At 52.8% G+C, this 16,671-nt stretch carries 16 protein-coding genes; 15 read left to right on the forward strand and 1 reads right to left on the reverse strand.

From position 1 onward, the window contains the following. Nucleotides 1-114: 114 nt before the first annotated feature. The 3 genes from LKD71_RS00865 to LKD71_RS00875 all read left to right on the forward strand — a co-directional run bounded on the left by LKD71_RS00865 (nt 115) and on the right by LKD71_RS00875 (nt 5,170). Entirely contained in the window at nt 115-1,155 is a 1,041-nt protein-coding gene (locus LKD71_RS00865) for a tetratricopeptide repeat protein (RefSeq protein WP_227613989.1), read from the forward strand. 4 nt (nt 1,156-1,159) lie between these two features. Further along, nucleotides 1,160-2,401: a GTPase HflX gene (gene hflX / locus LKD71_RS00870; RefSeq protein ID WP_178046603.1), complete on the forward strand. Its 1,242-nt coding sequence runs from the start codon at nt 1,160-1,162 to the stop codon at nt 2,399-2,401. 387 nt (nt 2,402-2,788) lie between these two features. After that, nucleotides 2,789-5,170, forward strand: coding sequence for a ribonucleoside triphosphate reductase (locus LKD71_RS00875; protein ID WP_227613990.1), 2,382 nt, complete (start codon nt 2,789-2,791; stop codon nt 5,168-5,170). A 142-nt stretch (nt 5,171-5,312) separates the two neighbouring features. On the opposite strand, the gene LKD71_RS00880 is transcribed toward LKD71_RS00875, so the two are convergent. Further along, nucleotides 5,313-5,513 (reverse strand): cold-shock protein, encoded by a 201-nt coding sequence (locus LKD71_RS00880; RefSeq protein ID WP_117768125.1) that lies wholly within the window; start codon nt 5,511-5,513, stop codon nt 5,313-5,315. A 252-nt stretch (nt 5,514-5,765) separates the two neighbouring features. On the opposite strand from LKD71_RS00880, the gene LKD71_RS00885 reads away from it, so the two are divergent. The 12 genes from LKD71_RS00885 to tilS all read left to right on the forward strand — a co-directional run bounded on the left by LKD71_RS00885 (nt 5,766) and on the right by tilS (nt 16,668). Then, nucleotides 5,766-6,587, forward strand: a complete 822-nt coding sequence (locus LKD71_RS00885) for an undecaprenyl-diphosphate phosphatase (protein ID WP_178046201.1) — start codon at nt 5,766-5,768, stop codon at nt 6,585-6,587. 166 nt (nt 6,588-6,753) lie between these two features. Continuing rightward, nucleotides 6,754-8,088, forward strand: a complete 1,335-nt coding sequence (locus LKD71_RS00890) for a CCA tRNA nucleotidyltransferase (protein ID WP_227613991.1) — start codon at nt 6,754-6,756, stop codon at nt 8,086-8,088. An 83-nt stretch (nt 8,089-8,171) separates the two neighbouring features. Beyond that, nucleotides 8,172-9,152 (forward strand): CotS family spore coat protein, encoded by a 981-nt coding sequence (locus LKD71_RS00895; RefSeq protein WP_178046199.1) that lies wholly within the window; start codon nt 8,172-8,174, stop codon nt 9,150-9,152. A gap of 90 nt (nt 9,153-9,242) precedes the next feature. After that, nucleotides 9,243-10,976: a phospho-sugar mutase gene (locus LKD71_RS00900; RefSeq protein ID WP_227613992.1), complete on the forward strand. Its 1,734-nt coding sequence runs from the start codon at nt 9,243-9,245 to the stop codon at nt 10,974-10,976. A gap of 30 nt (nt 10,977-11,006) precedes the next feature. Next, a complete protein-coding gene (locus tag LKD71_RS00905) occupies nt 11,007-11,489 on the forward strand; it encodes a MazG family protein (protein WP_227613993.1) in 483 nt (160 codons plus the stop codon). A 155-nt stretch (nt 11,490-11,644) separates the two neighbouring features. Next, nucleotides 11,645-11,923 carry an HU family DNA-binding protein gene (locus tag LKD71_RS00910; RefSeq protein WP_117768119.1) on the forward strand — a complete coding sequence of 93 codons (279 nt, stop codon included), beginning with the start codon at nt 11,645-11,647 and terminating at the stop codon, nt 11,921-11,923. A 216-nt stretch (nt 11,924-12,139) separates the two neighbouring features. Next, the gene (locus LKD71_RS00915; RefSeq protein ID WP_227613994.1) at nt 12,140-12,379 is read left to right on the forward strand and encodes an RNA-binding S4 domain-containing protein; all 240 of its coding nucleotides are present in this window, start codon (nt 12,140-12,142) and stop codon (nt 12,377-12,379) included. Nucleotides 12,380-12,491: 112 nt separating this feature from the next. Then, nucleotides 12,492-12,785 (forward strand): sporulation protein YabP, encoded by a 294-nt coding sequence (yabP, locus tag LKD71_RS00920; protein WP_178046196.1) that lies wholly within the window; start codon nt 12,492-12,494, stop codon nt 12,783-12,785. Beyond that, the gene (gene yabQ, locus LKD71_RS00925) at nt 12,786-13,214 is read left to right on the forward strand and encodes a spore cortex biosynthesis protein YabQ (protein ID WP_178046195.1); all 429 of its coding nucleotides are present in this window, start codon (nt 12,786-12,788) and stop codon (nt 13,212-13,214) included. Continuing rightward, on the forward strand, nt 13,211-13,513 hold the full coding sequence (locus LKD71_RS00930; protein WP_178046194.1) for an FtsB family cell division protein: 303 nt from the start codon (nt 13,211-13,213) through the stop codon (nt 13,511-13,513). The genes yabQ and LKD71_RS00930 overlap by 4 nt, the downstream gene beginning before the upstream one ends. Before the next feature lie 103 nt (nt 13,514-13,616). Next, nucleotides 13,617-15,083: a SpoIIE family protein phosphatase gene (locus LKD71_RS00935; RefSeq protein WP_227613995.1), complete on the forward strand. Its 1,467-nt coding sequence runs from the start codon at nt 13,617-13,619 to the stop codon at nt 15,081-15,083. Between the two features lie 136 nt (nt 15,084-15,219). Then, the gene (gene tilS / locus LKD71_RS00940; protein ID WP_178046192.1) at nt 15,220-16,668 is read left to right on the forward strand and encodes a tRNA lysidine(34) synthetase TilS; all 1,449 of its coding nucleotides are present in this window, start codon (nt 15,220-15,222) and stop codon (nt 16,666-16,668) included. Nucleotides 16,669-16,671 lie beyond the last annotated feature (3 nt).

Raw genomic sequence — 16,671 nt, forward strand, 5'->3', positions numbered from 1 at the left:
CTACATTACGATAACTCTATCATACCCGCAACCTCACCAAGATACAAGTCTGTACAACCACTCTTTTTTCTGCTATACTTCGGTAGTACCAGCAAATTTTACGGAGGTTTATACATGAAAAAAAGTTTATGGATCTGGATTCCTCTGGCGGCTGTGCTCCTGACCGGATGCAGCGGCAACGACGGCGCGGACAGCATCGCCGAGGGCATGACAGCCATGGAAAATAAAGAATACCAGGCGGCGCTGGAAGACTTCAAGACAGCGGCGGCCCTGGGAGAAAACGATGCGGCGGCCTACCGCGGCGAAGGCCTTGCTCTCATGGGGCTCGGACAGTACGCCGAGGCAGCCCAGGCCTTTGATACGGCGCTGAGGGCTACGGATGAAAAAATGCCAAACACGAAAAGAGACATCCTCTACTACAAAGCCACAGCCCTCTATAAAAACAGAGATTATGAGAACACGATCAGCACCTGCGACGAGATCCTTACCCTTAATCAGGAAGGCGACGCCTGTTATCTCCGCGGAGCCTGCTACATGGCCCAGGGAGATTACGACAAGGCGAAGACCGACTTTGACGCGGCGGTGGCCCTTTCCCCGAAAGATTATGACCTGGTGCTCGATATCTACGGCTGCTATCAGGAGCAGAAACGCTCCGCGGACGGAGCGCCCTATCTCGAAAATGCCCTGAATATCGAGGACTCCAGTGATGAAGGAAGCTACCAGAAAGCCCGCATCTATTTTTATCTGGAAGACTATGACAATGCTCAGAGCCTCTTAAATCCCCTCGTGGAAAAGAAAAACGGGGAGGCCATGGCTCTGATGGCCAAAATTTACCTGGAAGAAGGCGACACCACCCACGCCCGAAATCTCTGGCAGGAGCTCATCAGCAGCGCCGGGGAGAGCCAGACCGCCTATAACGGCCTCGTGCTCTGCGACATCCAGGACGGCGATTATGCTTCCGCCCTGGAAAATGTGGACAAAGGCCTGGCTTTATCCGGGGAAGAAGCACGGCAGGAACTCATGTACAACGCGATCGTTGCCTGCGAACGTCAGGGCGATTTCGACACCGCCCGGACAAAAGCCCAGGAATATGTGGAAAAATACCCCGCGGACGAGCGCGGCACCAGGGAATACACCTTCCTGCAGACGAGGTAAGCTTATGGGAATGAATACGATTGAAGAATTAAAAGAACGGGTCATCCTCATCGGTGTCAGCACAAGCGACGGGGATGACACCGAAGAATCCCTGAAAGAATTAAAAGAGCTGGCGGACACGGCCGGAGCCGAGACCGTCGGCACCGTGATCCAGAACCGGGAGGCCGTCCATCCGGGCACCTACATTGGAAAAGGAAAAATCGAGGAAGTCCGGGCCATGGCCTTTGGCCTTAACGCCACCGGCGTAATCTGCGATGACGAATTAAGCCCGGCCCAGCTCAACAACCTGGAGCAGGAGCTGGATCTCAAAGTCATGGATCGGACTCTGATTATCTTGGATATTTTCGCGGCCCACGCCCGGACCAGCGAAGGTAAGATTCAGGTAGAGCTGGCCCAGCTCAAATACCGGCAGGCGAGACTTGTCGGCCTCCGCAATTCCCTCTCCCGTCTGGGAGGCGGTATCGGAACCAGAGGACCGGGTGAGAAAAAGCTGGAGATGGACCGCCGTCTCATCAAGAGCCGCATCGCCCAGCTGAACCGGGAGCTGGCGGAGGTGAAACGCCACCGGGAGATCACCCGGGCCCAGCGAAGCCGCAGCCATATGCCTGTGGCGGCCATCGTGGGCTACACCAATGCGGGAAAGTCTACCCTTTTGAACCGCCTCACCGGGGCTGGCGTTCTGGAGGAGAATAAGCTCTTTGCGACCCTGGACCCCACGACCCGTACCCTGACATTAGATAACGGAACGAAAATCCTCCTTACCGACACTGTCGGCTTTATACGGAAGCTTCCCCATCATCTGGTGGAGGCCTTTAAGAGTACCCTGGAGGAGGCAAAGTACGCTGATGTGATCCTTCATGTGGTGGACGCCTCAAACGAGCAGATGGAGACTCAGATGTATGTGGTCTACGACACCCTAAGACGGCTGGAGGTGGGCGACAAACCCATTCTGACCCTTTTCAACAAGACCGACCGGGAGGGCATCCGCACGGACCTCCGGGATCTCAAGGCTGATCAGACCCTCAAAATCTCCGCGAAGACCGGAGCAGGGCTTTCTGAACTGACTGACGCGCTTGAGGAAGTGCTCCGAAGAGACAAGATCTATGTGGAGCGCCTTTACCCCTTCGACCAGGCAGGTATCATCCAGCTGATCCGCAAAGAAGGGGAGCTGGTATCCGAGGAATACACGGCGGAGGGCATCGAAGTCAGGGCTTATGTGCCCCGGAAGATCTACGAGAAGGTCTGAAAAAGACCTGCAAAGCCTTCAAGGGCTTTCGCACAGCAGCTGAAATTCGTCAATTTTACTAAAGACACAAGTTCTAGTGAATGATACGGGGGCCCTGCGGCCTCCGTTTTTTCGCGGAAAAGCCTATTCTCCGGGGCTTTCCGGCATTTTTGCTGCATTTGCAAAATATACTATATGTAGTGGTATATACGCAAAATGCGTCCCACATATGGTATTTTTACTGTTGACTCGAAAAGATATCTCTGATACAATAAATCCAGTCTCCGTATGGCGGGCACGAAAATCTCATGAAAAAACAGATGGCCGGGCCCAGCGTACGGAAAAAAACAGATAAGATCGCGGAAAAGTAAAAAGACAGCGCATCGGATAGATGGAAGGAGAAGGTTTATGTTTAAAGTAGTGAAACGGGATGGCGAAGTGGCCTCTTTCGATATCGGAAAGATCACAAATGCCATCGAGAAAGCGTTTAAGGCGACAGATAAGCAGTTCAATACGGATATTATTGAGCTTTTGGGACTGCGCGTCACTGCAGATTTTCAGAATAAGATCAAAGACAGCCTCATCGACGTGGAGAGCATTCAGGACAGCGTGGAGACCGTGCTGGAACAGAGTGGCTATTCCGATGTGGCGAAGGCCTACATCCTCTACCGCAAGCATCGCGAGAAGATCCGGAACATGAAGTCCACGATCCTGGATTACAAAGATATCGTCAATAGCTATGTGAAAGTGGAAGACTGGCGTGTGAAAGAGAACTCCACTGTGACCTATTCTGTCGGTGGACTGATCTTAAGCAACTCCGGAGCCGTGACTGCAAACTACTGGCTCTCTGAGATTTACGACCAGGAGATCGCTGATGCCCACAGAAATGCGGACATTCATATCCACGACCTCTCCATGCTGACCGGTTACTGTGCCGGCTGGTCCTTAAAGCAGCTGATCCGGGAGGGCTTAGGCGGCATCGAGGGAAAAATCACCTCCGCTCCGGCCAAGCATCTGTCCGTACTCTGCAACCAGATGGTGAATTTCCTTGGAATCATGCAGAATGAATGGGCAGGAGCCCAGGCATTTTCCTCCTTTGACACCTATTTGGCTCCCTTCGTGAAGGTGGATCACCTCTCTTATCCGGAGGTGAAAAAATGCATCGAGTCCTTCGTCTACGGCGTGAACACACCGAGCCGCTGGGGAACCCAGGCTCCCTTCTCCAACATCACGCTGGACTGGACCGTTCCCAATGACCTGGCAGAGCTTCCGGCCATTGTCGGCGGCAAGGATATGGATTTCTGCTATAAGGACTGCAAGAAAGAGATGGATATGGTAAACAAGGCCTTCATCGAGACCATGATCGAGGGCGATGCCAACGGCCGTGGTTTCCAGTATCCGATCCCGACCTACTCCATCACGAGAGATTTCGACTGGTCCGACACAGAGAACAACCGCCTGCTCTTTGAGATGACTTCCAAATACGGAACGCCGTATTTTTCCAACTACATCAACAGCGATATGGAACCCAGTGACGTCCGCAGCATGTGCTGCCGCCTGAGACTCGACCTTCGGGAACTCCGGAAAAAGACCGGCGGCTTCTTCGGTTCCGGCGAGAGCACCGGAAGCGTAGGGGTTGTCACGATCAACATGCCGCGTATCGCTTACCTTTCCAGAAACAAGGCGGATTTCTACCGCCGCCTGGACCATATGATGGATATTGCAGCCCGTTCCCTGAAGATCAAGCGTGACGTGATCTCCAAACTTCTGGACGAGGGCCTGTATCCCTACACGAAACGGTATCTCGGAACTTTTAACAACCACTTTTCTACCATCGGCCTCATCGGCATGAACGAGGTGGGTCTGAACGCCGTATGGCTGGGCGAGGATCTGAGCCATGAGAAGACCCAGGAGTTCACCAAAGAGGTGCTCAATCACATGAGAGAGCGTCTCGTGGAATACCAGGAGCAGTACGGCGACCTTTACAATCTGGAGGCTACCCCGGCAGAGTCCACGACCTACCGTCTGGCCAAACACGACCGGGAGCGTTGGCCGGATATCAAGACCGCAGGAAAAGAAGGCGATACCCCGTACTACACGAACAGCTCCCACCTTCCGGTGGATTACACCGCGGACATTTTCGATGCCCTCGATATTCAGGATGAGCTGCAGACCCTCTACACCTCCGGAACCGTCTTCCATGCGTTCCTCGGTGAGAAGCTTCCCGACTGGAAGTCAGCGGCCAACCTGGTGCGTAAGATCGCGGAGAACTACCGCCTGCCTTACTACACGCTGTCACCGACTTATTCCGTCTGTAAAGAACACGGCTATATCGCCGGAGAGCACTTCACCTGCCCGAAATGCGGCAAGAAGGCCGAGGTTTATAGCCGGATCACCGGTTACTACCGTCCGGTACAGAACTGGAATGACGGAAAGACCCAGGAGTACAAGAACCGGAAGCTCTACGATATCGACAATTCCTGCCTGAAGAAAGTACACAGCAGCATTGTCACGGTTTCCAGAGATGATGTGGAGATCAAACCCATGGAGGGTGTGAAATATCTCTTCACCACCAAGACCTGTCCGAACTGCCGCATGGCCAAGGAGATGCTGAAAGGCGAGGCCGTCCAGATCATCGACGCCGAGGAAAATCCGGAGCTCGTGAAAAAGTACGGCATCATGCAGGCGCCGACCCTGGTAATCGTAGACGGCGCACGGACGAAGAAATACGTCAACGCCTCCAACATCAAGAAATATGTGGATACAGTGAAAGAAGCTGTCCTATCCTAAATAAAAAGAGAATCAATCGCTTGCGGCAAGTCTGCCGGCGGTTGATTCTCTTTTTTTTGCAAGACAAGAAAAGGACCATTCTTTTCAGAATGGCCCCTTTCATTGGTTCTTTTCTCTATTTTCTGCGCTTATGAGTAAACAATCAAAGTTTAACTACGTTAGCAGCCTGCATTCCACGAGCACCCTCAGTTAAGTCATAGCTTACTGCCTGACCCTCATCGAGAGATTTGAAGCCCTCACCCTGGATAGCGGAGAAGTGAACGAATACATCGTTTCCGTCCTCGCCGGTGATGAAGCCATAGCCTTTTTCTGCATTGAACCATTTAACTGTACCTTTGTTCATTGTGGTACCTCCATAAAATAATGAATTAATAATGATGTAGATTTTCGGATAAAAAAATCCACCAGCCATTACAGATTACATGAGTGCGATATAATCTCTAATGACTAGTGAATTATCTTACATCCAAGAAATCCTCGATACTTTTCCAGTATAATCGCTGGAAAATCAAAAGTCAAGGAAATTTTTCTTGTATCATACGGGAAGGCGAGGTATCATAGGAATAGCAAAAACACAAAGAAAAGGAGTAAAAAAATGGACTTTATCGAGATTCTCAAAGCGATTCTCTTCGGCATTGTGGAGGGCATTACCGAGTGGCTTCCCATCAGCAGTACGGGCCATATGATCATCCTGGATGAGCTGGTAAAACTGAACGTTTCCGACGCTTTCCGCGAGATGTTTCTGGTGGTGATCCAGCTGGGAGCCATCCTGGCCGTCGTGGTCCTGTATTTCAGAAAACTGTGGCCTTTTTCCACGAAGGAAAAGTTCTTTATTAAGAAGGACACCTTTGGTATGTGGTTCAAAATCCTGGCAGCCTGCATCCCGGCAGCCATCGTGGGCGTCTTCTTTGACGACAAGATCAACGAGCTGTTTTATAACTACCAGACTGTAGCGGCCATGCTGATCATTTTCGGTGTGCTTTTCATCGTCATCGAAAACTACAACAAGGGCCGGAAACCGGTGATGAACTCCATCGCTGAGATTACCTGGAAGGCAGCCATCGGCGTCGGTCTTTTCCAGCTGATCGCAGCTGTGTTTCCGGGAACCTCCCGTTCCGGAGCTACGATTCTCGGTGGCATCCTTCTCGGCATGTCCCGTACGACGGCAGCAGAATTCACCTTCTTCCTGGCCGTTCCCGTGATGGCAGGAGCCAGTCTCTTGAAGCTGGTAAAATTTGGCCTGGCCTTCAGCGCCTCCGAGGCTGTGATCCTGATCGTAGGCATGGTGGTGGCTTTCGTGGTTTCCATCATCGTCATCAAATTCCTGCTGAACTACATCCGCCGGAACGATTTTAAGGCTTTTGGCTGGTACAGGATTGTCCTTGGTGTACTGGTGATTCTGTTCTTCAGCTTGTAACTATTCAGAGCCAGGCAGATTTTCTGTTAAAAGTGTGAATCATGCTTGCATGAATGAACACTTTTGACTGGAAATCTATTTGGCGAGAAGCCACATCGAGATGCAGCGAAGTGAAATCGAGATGGGGTCTGAATAGTTATCAGTATTTTAATAAAGGAGTGTGTGAATGCAGATTATACTTCCGAAAAATGTAAATAAGATCATCCATGTTCTGGAGGAGCATGGGTTTCAGGCCTATGCGGTGGGCGGTTGCATCCGGGACAGTCTCCTGGGACGGACGCCCCACGACTGGGACATCACGACCTCGGCCCTTCCGGAGCAGGTGAAAGCTCTTTTCAAAAAAACCGTCGATACGGGAATCCAGCACGGGACCGTGACGATCCTTCTGGACGGGGAGGGCTACGAGGTGACGACCTACCGGCTGGACGGGGAATATGAGGACAGCCGCCACCCGAAGGAAGTGACCTTCACCTCCCTTCTCTCCGAGGATCTGAAACGCCGGGATTTCACGGTGAACGCCATGGCTTACAACGAAAAAGACGGCCTGGTGGACCTTTTCGGGGGCCAGAAGGATATGGAGGAAAAGGTTATCCGCTGCGTTGGCGATCCCCTGGAGCGCTTCACCGAGGACGCTCTGCGTATCCTTCGGGCCGTGCGTTTCGCAGCCCAGCTGGGCTTTTCCATCGAGGAGAGAACCCGGGAAGCCATCGGCATTCTGGCGGGCAATCTGGAGCACATCAGCGCCGAGCGGATTCAGGCGGAGCTGGTAAAACTGGCTGTTTCTCCCCATCCCGAGGAGTTCTATACGGCCTGTGAGACCGGCATTACCCGGGTAATTCTCCCGGAGTTTGACGAGGCTATGGAAACGCCCCAGAATAATCCTCATCACTGTTATACCGTGGGCCGGCATATGATCGAGTCGATGCGTCAGATCGAGCCGGATAAAGTACTCCGTCTTACCATGCTTTTTCATGATATCGGAAAGCCTGTGGTGCGGTCCACCGGCGAGGACGGTGTGGATCATTTCTTCGGTCACGCGGACGTCAGTGCTCAGATGGCCTGCGATATTTTAAAGAGGCTCAAATTTGACAATGAGACCTTGAACACCGTGGAAAAACTCATCACCTACCACGATTTCCGGCCGCATCCGAACGAGAGATCCGTGAGAAGGTTCTTAAATAAGGTGGGAAAGGATCTTTTCCCGCTGGTTATGAAGGTGCAGCGGGCGGATGTCGCAGCCCAGAGCGACTATCAGCGCTCTGAGAAAGAGGAGCGGATCCGGGAAGTGGAAGCTCTCGTGGAAAAGATCTTCGCGGAGAAGCAGTGCTTCTGCCTGAAAGATATGGCTGTCACCGGCCGGGACCTCATCGCCGATGGCATGAAGCCGGGAAAAGATCTCGGCGCGGTCTTGAGCGAACTCCTGGGAGAGGTCTTACGCGACCCAAGCCACAACACAAAAGAATATCTTCTGGAGTATTCCAGGACTCTTCGCCGGAGCTGATGCTCCGGCTTTCTTTTTTCTGCCGCATAATTCCTTCCCGGATCACATAGGAATAGAGGGAACAGATCAGTGGGGGGAATCCGATGAATGAAAAAGGACTTGTCGTACTGGAACAGTATGAGCTGGATGTGAGAAATGCCAGAAGAGGAAGGGGATCCTTCCTGGTGGATACGGACAGAGGTCTGAAACTGCTGACGGAGTATTCCGGAACGGAGGGAAGGCTGGAATTTCAGGCTGAGGTTATGGGGGAGCTGCGGGAAAAAGGCCTGGAGCGGTTGGATTTTCCAGTGCGGAATAAGGAGGGCGGCTTTTTGGTGAAGGACCGGGAGGAGATCACCTACCTTCTCCGGGAATGGCACGAGGGCCGCGAGTGCGAGGTGCGGAACCTTTCCGAGGTGGAGGAGGCGGTACGGACGCTGGCCTACCTGCACCGGAATTTCCGGACAGCCCCAAAAGAAGGGCGGGAAAATTTCCGGGAGGAATCCCTGGAAGAGGAGCTTACCCGGAAAAATGCGGAGCTTAAGAGAGTGCGGAAATTTATGCGCTCCCGCAGGCGAAAGACGGAGTTCGAGCAGGAATTTCTGAATCATTTCGAGGGCTTCTATGGGGAGGCGGAGGCCGCCCTTGAGGCCGCCAGGTCGCGGGGGCTGCGTGTACTCTATGAAAAAAGCTTGGCCGAGGGGTGGCTCTGCCATGGCGACTACAATCAGCATCACGTCCTTTTATCCCGGGAGGGAACGGCCATCACGGATTTCGGCCGCTGTCATTTCGGCGTCCAGACTGGAGATCTGGCTCACTTTTTCCGGAAGATTCTGGAGAAGCAGAACTGGGATAAGGTCTACGGAAACGCGATGCTCCGGGAGTACGGACGGGTGCGCCCGCTTTCAGGGGAGGAGCAGGAGGATCTTCGGGTACGGCTTTCCTATCCGGAGAAATTCTGGAAGCTGGCCGATCACTATTACGGCAGCCGGAAAAGCTGGATTCCCGAGAAAAATGTCGAAAAACTGAGAAGCCTCATCCGCCAGAGAGAGCAGCGCTCATCTTTTCTCAAAATCCTGGAATAAGGTTTCTTTTCGGGCAGATTTATGATATGATGAAACTATTCAGAGCCATGAAAACCTGATCTGAATAGTGTGATAATTGGGAGGTACGATATGGATTACAAGAAAGTGTACGAAGAGTGGCTGAACAGCCCTTACTTTGATGAGGAGACCAAGGCGGAACTTCGCGGTATCGCCAGGGATGAGAATGAGATCAGGGAGCGTTTCTACGCCGAGCTGGAGTTTGGTACCGCGGGTCTTCGCGGCATCATCGGCGCAGGAACCAACCGGATGAACGTATATACCGTAAGAAAAGCAACCCAGGGACTGGCAAACTACATTGCCAAAGTGAACGGACAGTCAAGAGGCGTGGCCATCGCCTACGATTCCCGTCATATGTCCCCGGAGTTTGCGGATGTGGCAGCGCTCTGCCTGGCAGCCAACGGCATCAAAGCCTATGTGTTTGAGTCTTTAAGGCCCACGCCGGAGCTTTCCTTCGCAGTCCGCCAGCTTCACTGCATCGCCGGTATCAACATCACCGCCAGCCACAACCCGCCGGAGTACAACGGCTACAAGGTTTACTGGGAGGACGGCGCGCAGATCACACCGCCTCACGACACCGGCATCATGGCTGAGGTAAAGGCTGTGACCGATTATGCCAAGGTTTACACGATGGACAAAAAAGAGGCGGAGGAAAAAGGTCTCTATCAGGTGATCGGGAAAGATATTGATGATCCCTATATCGAAGCACTGAAGAGCCAGGTTATCCATCAGGATGCCATCGACGCGGAGAAGGATCAGCTGAAGATTGTTTACACCCCGCTTCACGGCACCGGAAACATCCCGGCTAGAAGAGTGCTGAAAGAGCTTGGTTTTACCAATGTCTATGTGGTAAAAGAGCAGGAGCTGCCGGACGGTGATTTCCCGACCGTGAGCTACCCGAACCCGGAAGCAGATGAGGCCTTCACTCTGGGGCTTAAACTGGCCAAAGAGATCGACGCAGATCTGGTTCTGGCCACCGATCCGGATGCAGACCGTCTCGGCGTCCGCGTGAAAGATAAGGACGGCGTTTACCATACTCTCACCGGAAATATGTCCGGCTGCCTTCTCGAGGAGTACGAGCTCAGCCAGAGAAAAGCGGCAGCAGGAAGCCTTCCGGAGGACGGCGCTGTGGTCAGCACGATCGTTACCACAAACATGGCAGGAACCATCGCGAAAGCCTACGGCCTTCGTTTCATCGAGGTTCTGACCGGCTTCAAGTACATCGGCCAGCAGATCCTGGGCTTTGAGCAGAGCGGAAAAGGCACTTACCTCTTCGGTTTCGAGGAGAGCTACGGCTGCCTCATCGGCACCCATGCCCGGGATAAGGATGCAATCGTTGCCACGATGGCCCTCTGCGAGGCTGCGGCTTACTATAAGACACAGGGTAAGACTCTCTGGGATGCCATGATCGATATGTATGAGAAATATGGTTATTATAAAGATGATATCCAGTCCATCACCCTCAAAGGCATCGAGGGTCTGGAGAAGATTCAGTCCATCCTGGAGACCCTCCGGAAAAATCCGCCGAAAGAGATCGGTGGCTATCAGGTGACTTCCGCAAGAGACTACAAGCTGGATACGATCCGGAACATGGCTACTGGCGAAATCACCGAGACCGGCCTTCCGAAGTCCAACGTGCTCTACTACGATCTCACCGACGATGCATGGCTCTGCGTGAGACCTTCCGGAACCGAGCCGAAGGTGAAATTCTACTACGGCGTGAAGGGAACTTCCCTTGCCGACGCCGACGAGAAATCCAAAGCTCTGGGTGAAAAAGTGCTGGAAATGATCCATCAGATGCTTTGAGGCATAATCGCAGGATAAAGGGGAATGCTTATGGACAGGAAGATCACCTTTGACGACTACCGCGGAATCATCCGGGCCCTCAGGGATCCGGAAAAAGGCTGCCCCTGGGATAAGGCTCAGACTCACGAAAGTTTAAAACCCTGCATGATCCATGAGATGACGGAGGCTGTGGCTGCCGTGAATCTTCTTAGTGACACCGGCGATGCGGACAACCTCTCGGAGGAACTGGGGGATGTGCTTCTCCAGGTGGTACTCCAGAGCCAGATCGCCGAGGAGGAGGGGCTTTTTTCCCTGGATGATGTGATCCAGAAGGCGGGGGAGAAAATGATCCGCCGCCATCCCCACGTCTTTTCCTCTGAGGCCGCCCCGGAAAAGGAAGAAGTACCGGGCCGCTGGGAGGCCATCAAGCAGGCGGAAAAGCAGGGAAAGTCAGCAGAATACGAAAAGCGGAAGAAGGAAGCGGAGCGGAATGCTTCCCGCGAAGTCATCCGTCTTCTGCAAGCGGAATCATAGCAAAAAGAGCCGTATTAGTCTTGACAAAAGGCCCAAAACAGTTTATAAGTAAACGTAGAACTTTGCCGGGGAGAAGGCAGGGTCATGATTACAAAGAGAAGTAGCTGTAAAGAACAGATCAGTTACGAAGAGAAATCCAGAGGAGGAATATTTCCATGAATAAAACAGAACTGATTGCTGCCATCGCCAGCAAGACCGAATTATCCAAAAAAGACGCAGAGAAAGCACTGAAAGCTTTCACCGACGTTGTGACCGAAGAGCTGAAAAAAGGTGAGAAGATCCAGCTGGTTGGTTTTGGTACTTTTGAAGTATCTGAGAGAGCAGCAAGAGAGGGAAGAAATCCTCAGAGCGGCGAGCCGATGAAGATCGAGGCTTCCAAAGCTCCCAGATTCAAAGCCGGCAAAGCACTGAAAGATATGATCAACGAGAAATAAGTTGCAACTATTCAGAGCCAAGCAGATTTTCAGTCGAAAGTGTGATTCATGCTTGCATGAACGAACACTTTTGACTGGAAATCTATTTGGCGAGAAGCCACATCAAGATGAAGCGAAGCGGAATCGAGATGAGGTCGGAATAGTTGCAAATGCTTTCAGATCGGAGGACTTCTGCGTTGGAGTCCTCCGATTTTTCGTAAAAGGAGAAATTGAATTATGCGCTTAGATAAATTTTTAAAGGTATCGCGCCTCATCAAGCGCCGCACTGTGGCCAATGAGGCCTGCGACGCCGGAAGAGTCACGATCAACGGCAAGCCCGCCAAGGCTTCCGCGGCCGTCAAAGAGGGTGACATTCTGGAGATCGGTTTCGGAACCAAGGCCGTAAAGGTTGAGGTCCTGAACGTCCAGGAGACCGTCAAAAAAGACGACGCCAAAGAAATGTATAAATATCTGTAACTTTTCAGCGTCATACAGCTTTTCCATAAAAAGTATGAGTCATGCCTGCATGATGAATATTTCGCCCTCCCGTCTCATATATTCTATCAAGAGCATATACCGAGAGGGCTTTATGGAAGAAAAACAGATTGAGATGAAGAGAGCACACAGGCTGACCATGGAGGGGCGCAGATGCGCGGCCATCACGGGGGTATCGGATGTGCTCTCTTTTGATGTGGGAGAAGTGGTGCTCCAGACCGAGGACGGCCTTCTGATGATCAAGGGGGAGGAGCTCCATGTGAGCCGGCTCACCCTGGAAAAAGGCGAGGTGGACCTCGATGGAAAAATCGATAGTCTCACCTACACCGGAAGCCAGGGAAAAAAGGCGGATCGGAACGGTTCCCGCTTCAAAAGGATGTTTCAGTAGATGAGCGAGGTCATCCGTCACGAGATCTGGTTTTTCTTTTTTTCTCTTCTCTCGGGAGTCATTCTTCTTTGTGCATATGATCAGCTGCGCGTGCTCCGCCGGGTGATCCCCCATAACGGCTTCTTCCAGTCCCTGGAAGATTTCTTTTTCTGGACGGCGGCGGGCATCTTCTGCTTCGGCGTGTCTTTTCGGGGGAACAGCGGCTCCATCCGGGGCTTTTCCCTGGCGGCTCTTGTCTTTGGCATGTGGTTTTATCACCGGACGGTCAGTCCCTGGGTGATAACCTGTGAAACCTTCGTGTTTCGTACGGCGTCGAAAAAAACAGTTTTTCTTTGCCGAAAAGCGTTGAAAAAAGCATGGAATTGGGTTACAATGAGAATTACATGTAAAAACGTTGGCGTCAAAAGAAAGAAGCAGGGATCCGAATGAAACAAAAAAGAAGGAAAAAAAGAAAGGGAAGCAACAGAGGCGTAACCAGCATCTGTTTTATCGTCCTGATCCTGCTCGTCATCCTGAGCGTGCAGAGCCAGGGGCTGAAAGAAAAGCTCAAGGTATATGCGGCCCAGCAGGAAGAATTGCAGCAGAAGATCGACAGCGAGACAGCCCGTACAGATGAGATAAAGAAGCTGGAAGAGTACAAGAACACAACGGAGTATGTGGAAGAGATCGCGAAAGACAAGCTTGGCCTGGTCTACAAAGACGAGATCATCTTCAAACCCTCGAACTGATAAAGAAAAAGCTCTCTGACAGAGCAGCGTACGAAAGAGAACCGGACAAGCCATAAAAGCCTGTCCGGTTCTGCCATTTTTGTGAATGGAGGGCGCGTAAGTTATGGGGGAGCTTTTGATGACGGTTCTGCTGGTGAGTATTCTGTGGATGATTCTGGATCTTCTGAAGGTCTTTTTTCAGGAGCATCGGGAAGGGCCGGGGAACGAGGCGGTGCGTGATCCCGGCAGGCAGAAGCTGACTCAGTACGCGGAGGCCTTCGAGGGACTCTCAGAGACCTTTTTAAAGCTTCCGAAGCTCAAAGAAGATCTGGAGAAAGATGACAGAGAAGAGATCTTAAAGGAGACCTCCCATCAGGTCTGCCGGGACTGCGAGGCCATGGAGTGGTGCTGGAGCGAGCACCGGGAGGACACGCTCCGGGAGGCGTACGACCGGCTTTTTTCTATGGAAAAAGGGGAGGAGGAGCTTCCACGGCTTTCCTTTTGCATCCGCTCGGACCGGTTTCTGGCAGAGTTGCGGCTTAAATATCAGCTGGCCCGGCAGAATCTTCTCTGGACGAACCGGCTTTTCGCCAGCCGGCGAATTATGATGGATCAGTTTCAGGAGATCGCCGGAATCATCCGGCGGGCTGCCGGGGCCATTTATGAGGTGGACGAGGTGGACACTCAGGTGCGTCGGATTCTGGAGGTCCAGATGAAACTTCACGGTATCGGCGTACGGGAAATGTGGAAGGTAGAGCGGCCCGACGGCTGCCGGGAGCTCTATGTGACGATGAGGGCTCTGGGGAAAAAGCGTTGTGTGGGCATGCGGGAGGCGGCGGCCTGCCTTTCTTCGGCCTGCGGGGAGCGCATGATTCCGGCCCGGGACAGCCGCATGGTCATCAACCAGGACTACAGTACGGTGATGTTTATGCCAGCTCCGGAATATATGATGCTCTGCGGGGCAGCCCGGGTGACGAGGGACGGGGAAGTGGTCTCCGGGGACAGCTTCGCGGTTTACCACCGGGACAGCGGCGAGATGATTTTGAGCATTTCCGACGGCATGGGCTCCGGGCCGGAGGCGGGACAGGAGAGCAGCCAGACTGTGGAGCTTATGGAACAGTTCCTGAATGCGGGCTTTGACCGGGAAACTTCGATCAAAATGCTCCATTCCGTCATGCTTCTTCGGGACAGCAGCTGTTTTTCCACGATGGATCTGGCGGCGGTGAACCTCTACACCGGGGAGTGCGAGCTTCTGAAAGTCGGAGCGGCGGCGACTTTTTTGAAACGGGGAGACTGGGTGGAGACCGTTTCCTCGACGAGCATGCCCATGGGGATTATCGGGGAGGCGGACTACGAGTGTACGAAAAAGCAGCTCCGGCCCGGAGATTTCCTTGTCATGGTCTCCGACGGGATTCTGGACGCTTTCCCGGGAAATCACGGGGAGGACAAGGTCCAGGAGCTGATTTTGAACGAGACCACGGACAATGCCGCCGAGATGGCGAAAAATATCCTGGAAGAGGTGTTGAAATTCCGGCGGAGAAAGGCCGAGGACGATATGACGGTGCTGGTAGGAGGCCTGTGGAGGCGGTGAATTTCTGCTTGCGCCTTGCGGTTTTGCGGGAATGTGAATATACTGAATAAGTGTAGATGGATTTTCGCGAGGTGTTCAGGCTTCTGATGACAAAAACCTGGCCTCTCGGGATCGCAGAGACAACGGAGGAAGACTTATGGAGAAAGTACTGGATTATATCCGGAAAAACGGAATGGTCCAAAGAGGAGACCGGATCATAGCAGGCGTATCGGGGGGGCCCGACTCGGTATGCCTGCTTTTTCTGCTGGATAAATATAAGGAGACTCTGGGGATAAGCCTGGAAGTTGTCCACATGGAACATGGCATTCGTGGAAAAGAAAGCCTTGAGGATGCGGCTTTTGTGGAAAACTTCTGCCGGAAGCTTGCTATCCCCTGTCACACTTACCACCGGGACATCCCTAAGTTAGCCCGGGAATGGAAGTGCTCCGGGGAGGAGGCGGGCCGCCGGGCGAGGTACGAGGCTTTCGAGGAAGTTCGCAGCAAGAACGGCGGTACGAAGATCGCCGTGGCCCACAACCGGAACGATCAGGCCGAGACGGTTCTCTTTCATCTGGTCCGGGGAAGCGGGCTTTCCGGGCTTTCCGGCATCCGTCCTGTACGGGGAAACATCATCCGTCCGCTGCTCTGTCTGACCCGGGAGGAGATCGAAGACCTTCTTCGGAAAGAAAACCTTCCCTTCCGAACCGATGCCACCAATCTTGAGACCGATTACGCCCGAAACCGGATCCGGTTGAATATCCTACCACTCCTTAGGGAAGAATTAAATCCGAGAGCCTGCGAGCATCTGGCCGAAACAGCGGAAAGGCTGGCTCTGGCCGAGGATTATCTGGCCGGGCAGGCCAGGGAAGCAGCGAAAAGGCTGGCGGGCCGGAAAACGGACGGCGGTGCGGGCTTTTTTCTGGACCGGGAAGGATTTTTGCAGGAGCCGGAGGCCCTGAAAGCGTATATTCTGCGGTATTGTCTGAGGGAGGTTTCTGAGAAGTTTGTTTTGAGAGGAGAAAGCCTTCAAGATCAGGAAGGGACTTTCAGGCAGCAGGAGCCGGGCGTTTCCCTTTATAATATCTCCTCCTCCCATCTCTCCGCTATCACAGAGCTTGCATCCAGACAGTCCGGCCGGTCCTTGAATCTTCCAGGAGGGCTCACGGTCCATACGGAAGGCGCATACCTGATTTTTGACAGGCCGGGGATTGGGAAGGAAGAGCAGCAGAGTGAGACGGAACTGATAGTCCCGGGGACGGTCAGGTACGGGAAATATCGCCTGACTGCCTCGATTTTTCCTTATAAAAACGAAATTATTCCGGAAAAAATGTATACGAAATGGTTCGATTATGATACAATTAAAAATACGGTTCAAATACGGCCCCGAAGGAGCGGTGACTTCCTTACGGTCACAGCTTCGGGCGGAAGAAAGACTCTGAAAAAATACCTCATCGATGAGAAAATTCCGGCCGGGGAGAGAGACCGGCTGTGCCTTCTGGCAGACGGCTCCCAGATCCTCTGGGTGGTGGGCCATCGGATCAGCGAGGTTTACAAGGTAACAGAGAAAACCAGCAGGGTTTTAAAAGTACAAGTGATGGAGGATTAAGAG

The organism is Fusicatenibacter faecihominis (assembly GCF_020686945.1).
Classification (GTDB): Bacteria; Bacillota; Clostridia; order Lachnospirales; family Lachnospiraceae; genus Limivivens; species Limivivens faecihominis.

Coding starts and splice junctions, on each gene's coding strand:
- LKD71_RS00915 (WP_227613994.1), top strand. CDS start 12,140: ATGCGCTTAGATAAATTTTTAAAGGTATCGCGCCTCATCAAGCGCCGC.
- LKD71_RS00865 (WP_227613989.1), top strand. CDS start 115: ATGAAAAAAAGTTTATGGATCTGGATTCCTCTGGCGGCTGTGCTCCTG.
- LKD71_RS00895 (WP_178046199.1), top strand. CDS start 8,172: ATGAATGAAAAAGGACTTGTCGTACTGGAACAGTATGAGCTGGATGTG.
- LKD71_RS00885 (WP_178046201.1), top strand. CDS start 5,766: ATGGACTTTATCGAGATTCTCAAAGCGATTCTCTTCGGCATTGTGGAG.
- LKD71_RS00890 (WP_227613991.1), top strand. CDS start 6,754: ATGCAGATTATACTTCCGAAAAATGTAAATAAGATCATCCATGTTCTG.
- LKD71_RS00910 (WP_117768119.1), top strand. CDS start 11,645: ATGAATAAAACAGAACTGATTGCTGCCATCGCCAGCAAGACCGAATTA.
- tilS (WP_178046192.1), top strand. CDS start 15,220: ATGGAGAAAGTACTGGATTATATCCGGAAAAACGGAATGGTCCAAAGA.
- LKD71_RS00905 (WP_227613993.1), top strand. CDS start 11,007: ATGGACAGGAAGATCACCTTTGACGACTACCGCGGAATCATCCGGGCC.
- LKD71_RS00935 (WP_227613995.1), top strand. CDS start 13,617: ATGGGGGAGCTTTTGATGACGGTTCTGCTGGTGAGTATTCTGTGGATG.
- LKD71_RS00880 (WP_117768125.1), bottom strand. CDS start 5,513: ATGAACAAAGGTACAGTTAAATGGTTCAATGCAGAAAAAGGCTATGGC.
- yabP (WP_178046196.1), top strand. CDS start 12,492: ATGGAAGAAAAACAGATTGAGATGAAGAGAGCACACAGGCTGACCATG.
- LKD71_RS00930 (WP_178046194.1), top strand. CDS start 13,211: ATGAAACAAAAAAGAAGGAAAAAAAGAAAGGGAAGCAACAGAGGCGTA.
- yabQ (WP_178046195.1), top strand. CDS start 12,786: ATGAGCGAGGTCATCCGTCACGAGATCTGGTTTTTCTTTTTTTCTCTT.
- hflX (WP_178046603.1), top strand. CDS start 1,160: ATGGGAATGAATACGATTGAAGAATTAAAAGAACGGGTCATCCTCATC.
- LKD71_RS00900 (WP_227613992.1), top strand. CDS start 9,243: ATGGATTACAAGAAAGTGTACGAAGAGTGGCTGAACAGCCCTTACTTT.
- LKD71_RS00875 (WP_227613990.1), top strand. CDS start 2,789: ATGTTTAAAGTAGTGAAACGGGATGGCGAAGTGGCCTCTTTCGATATC.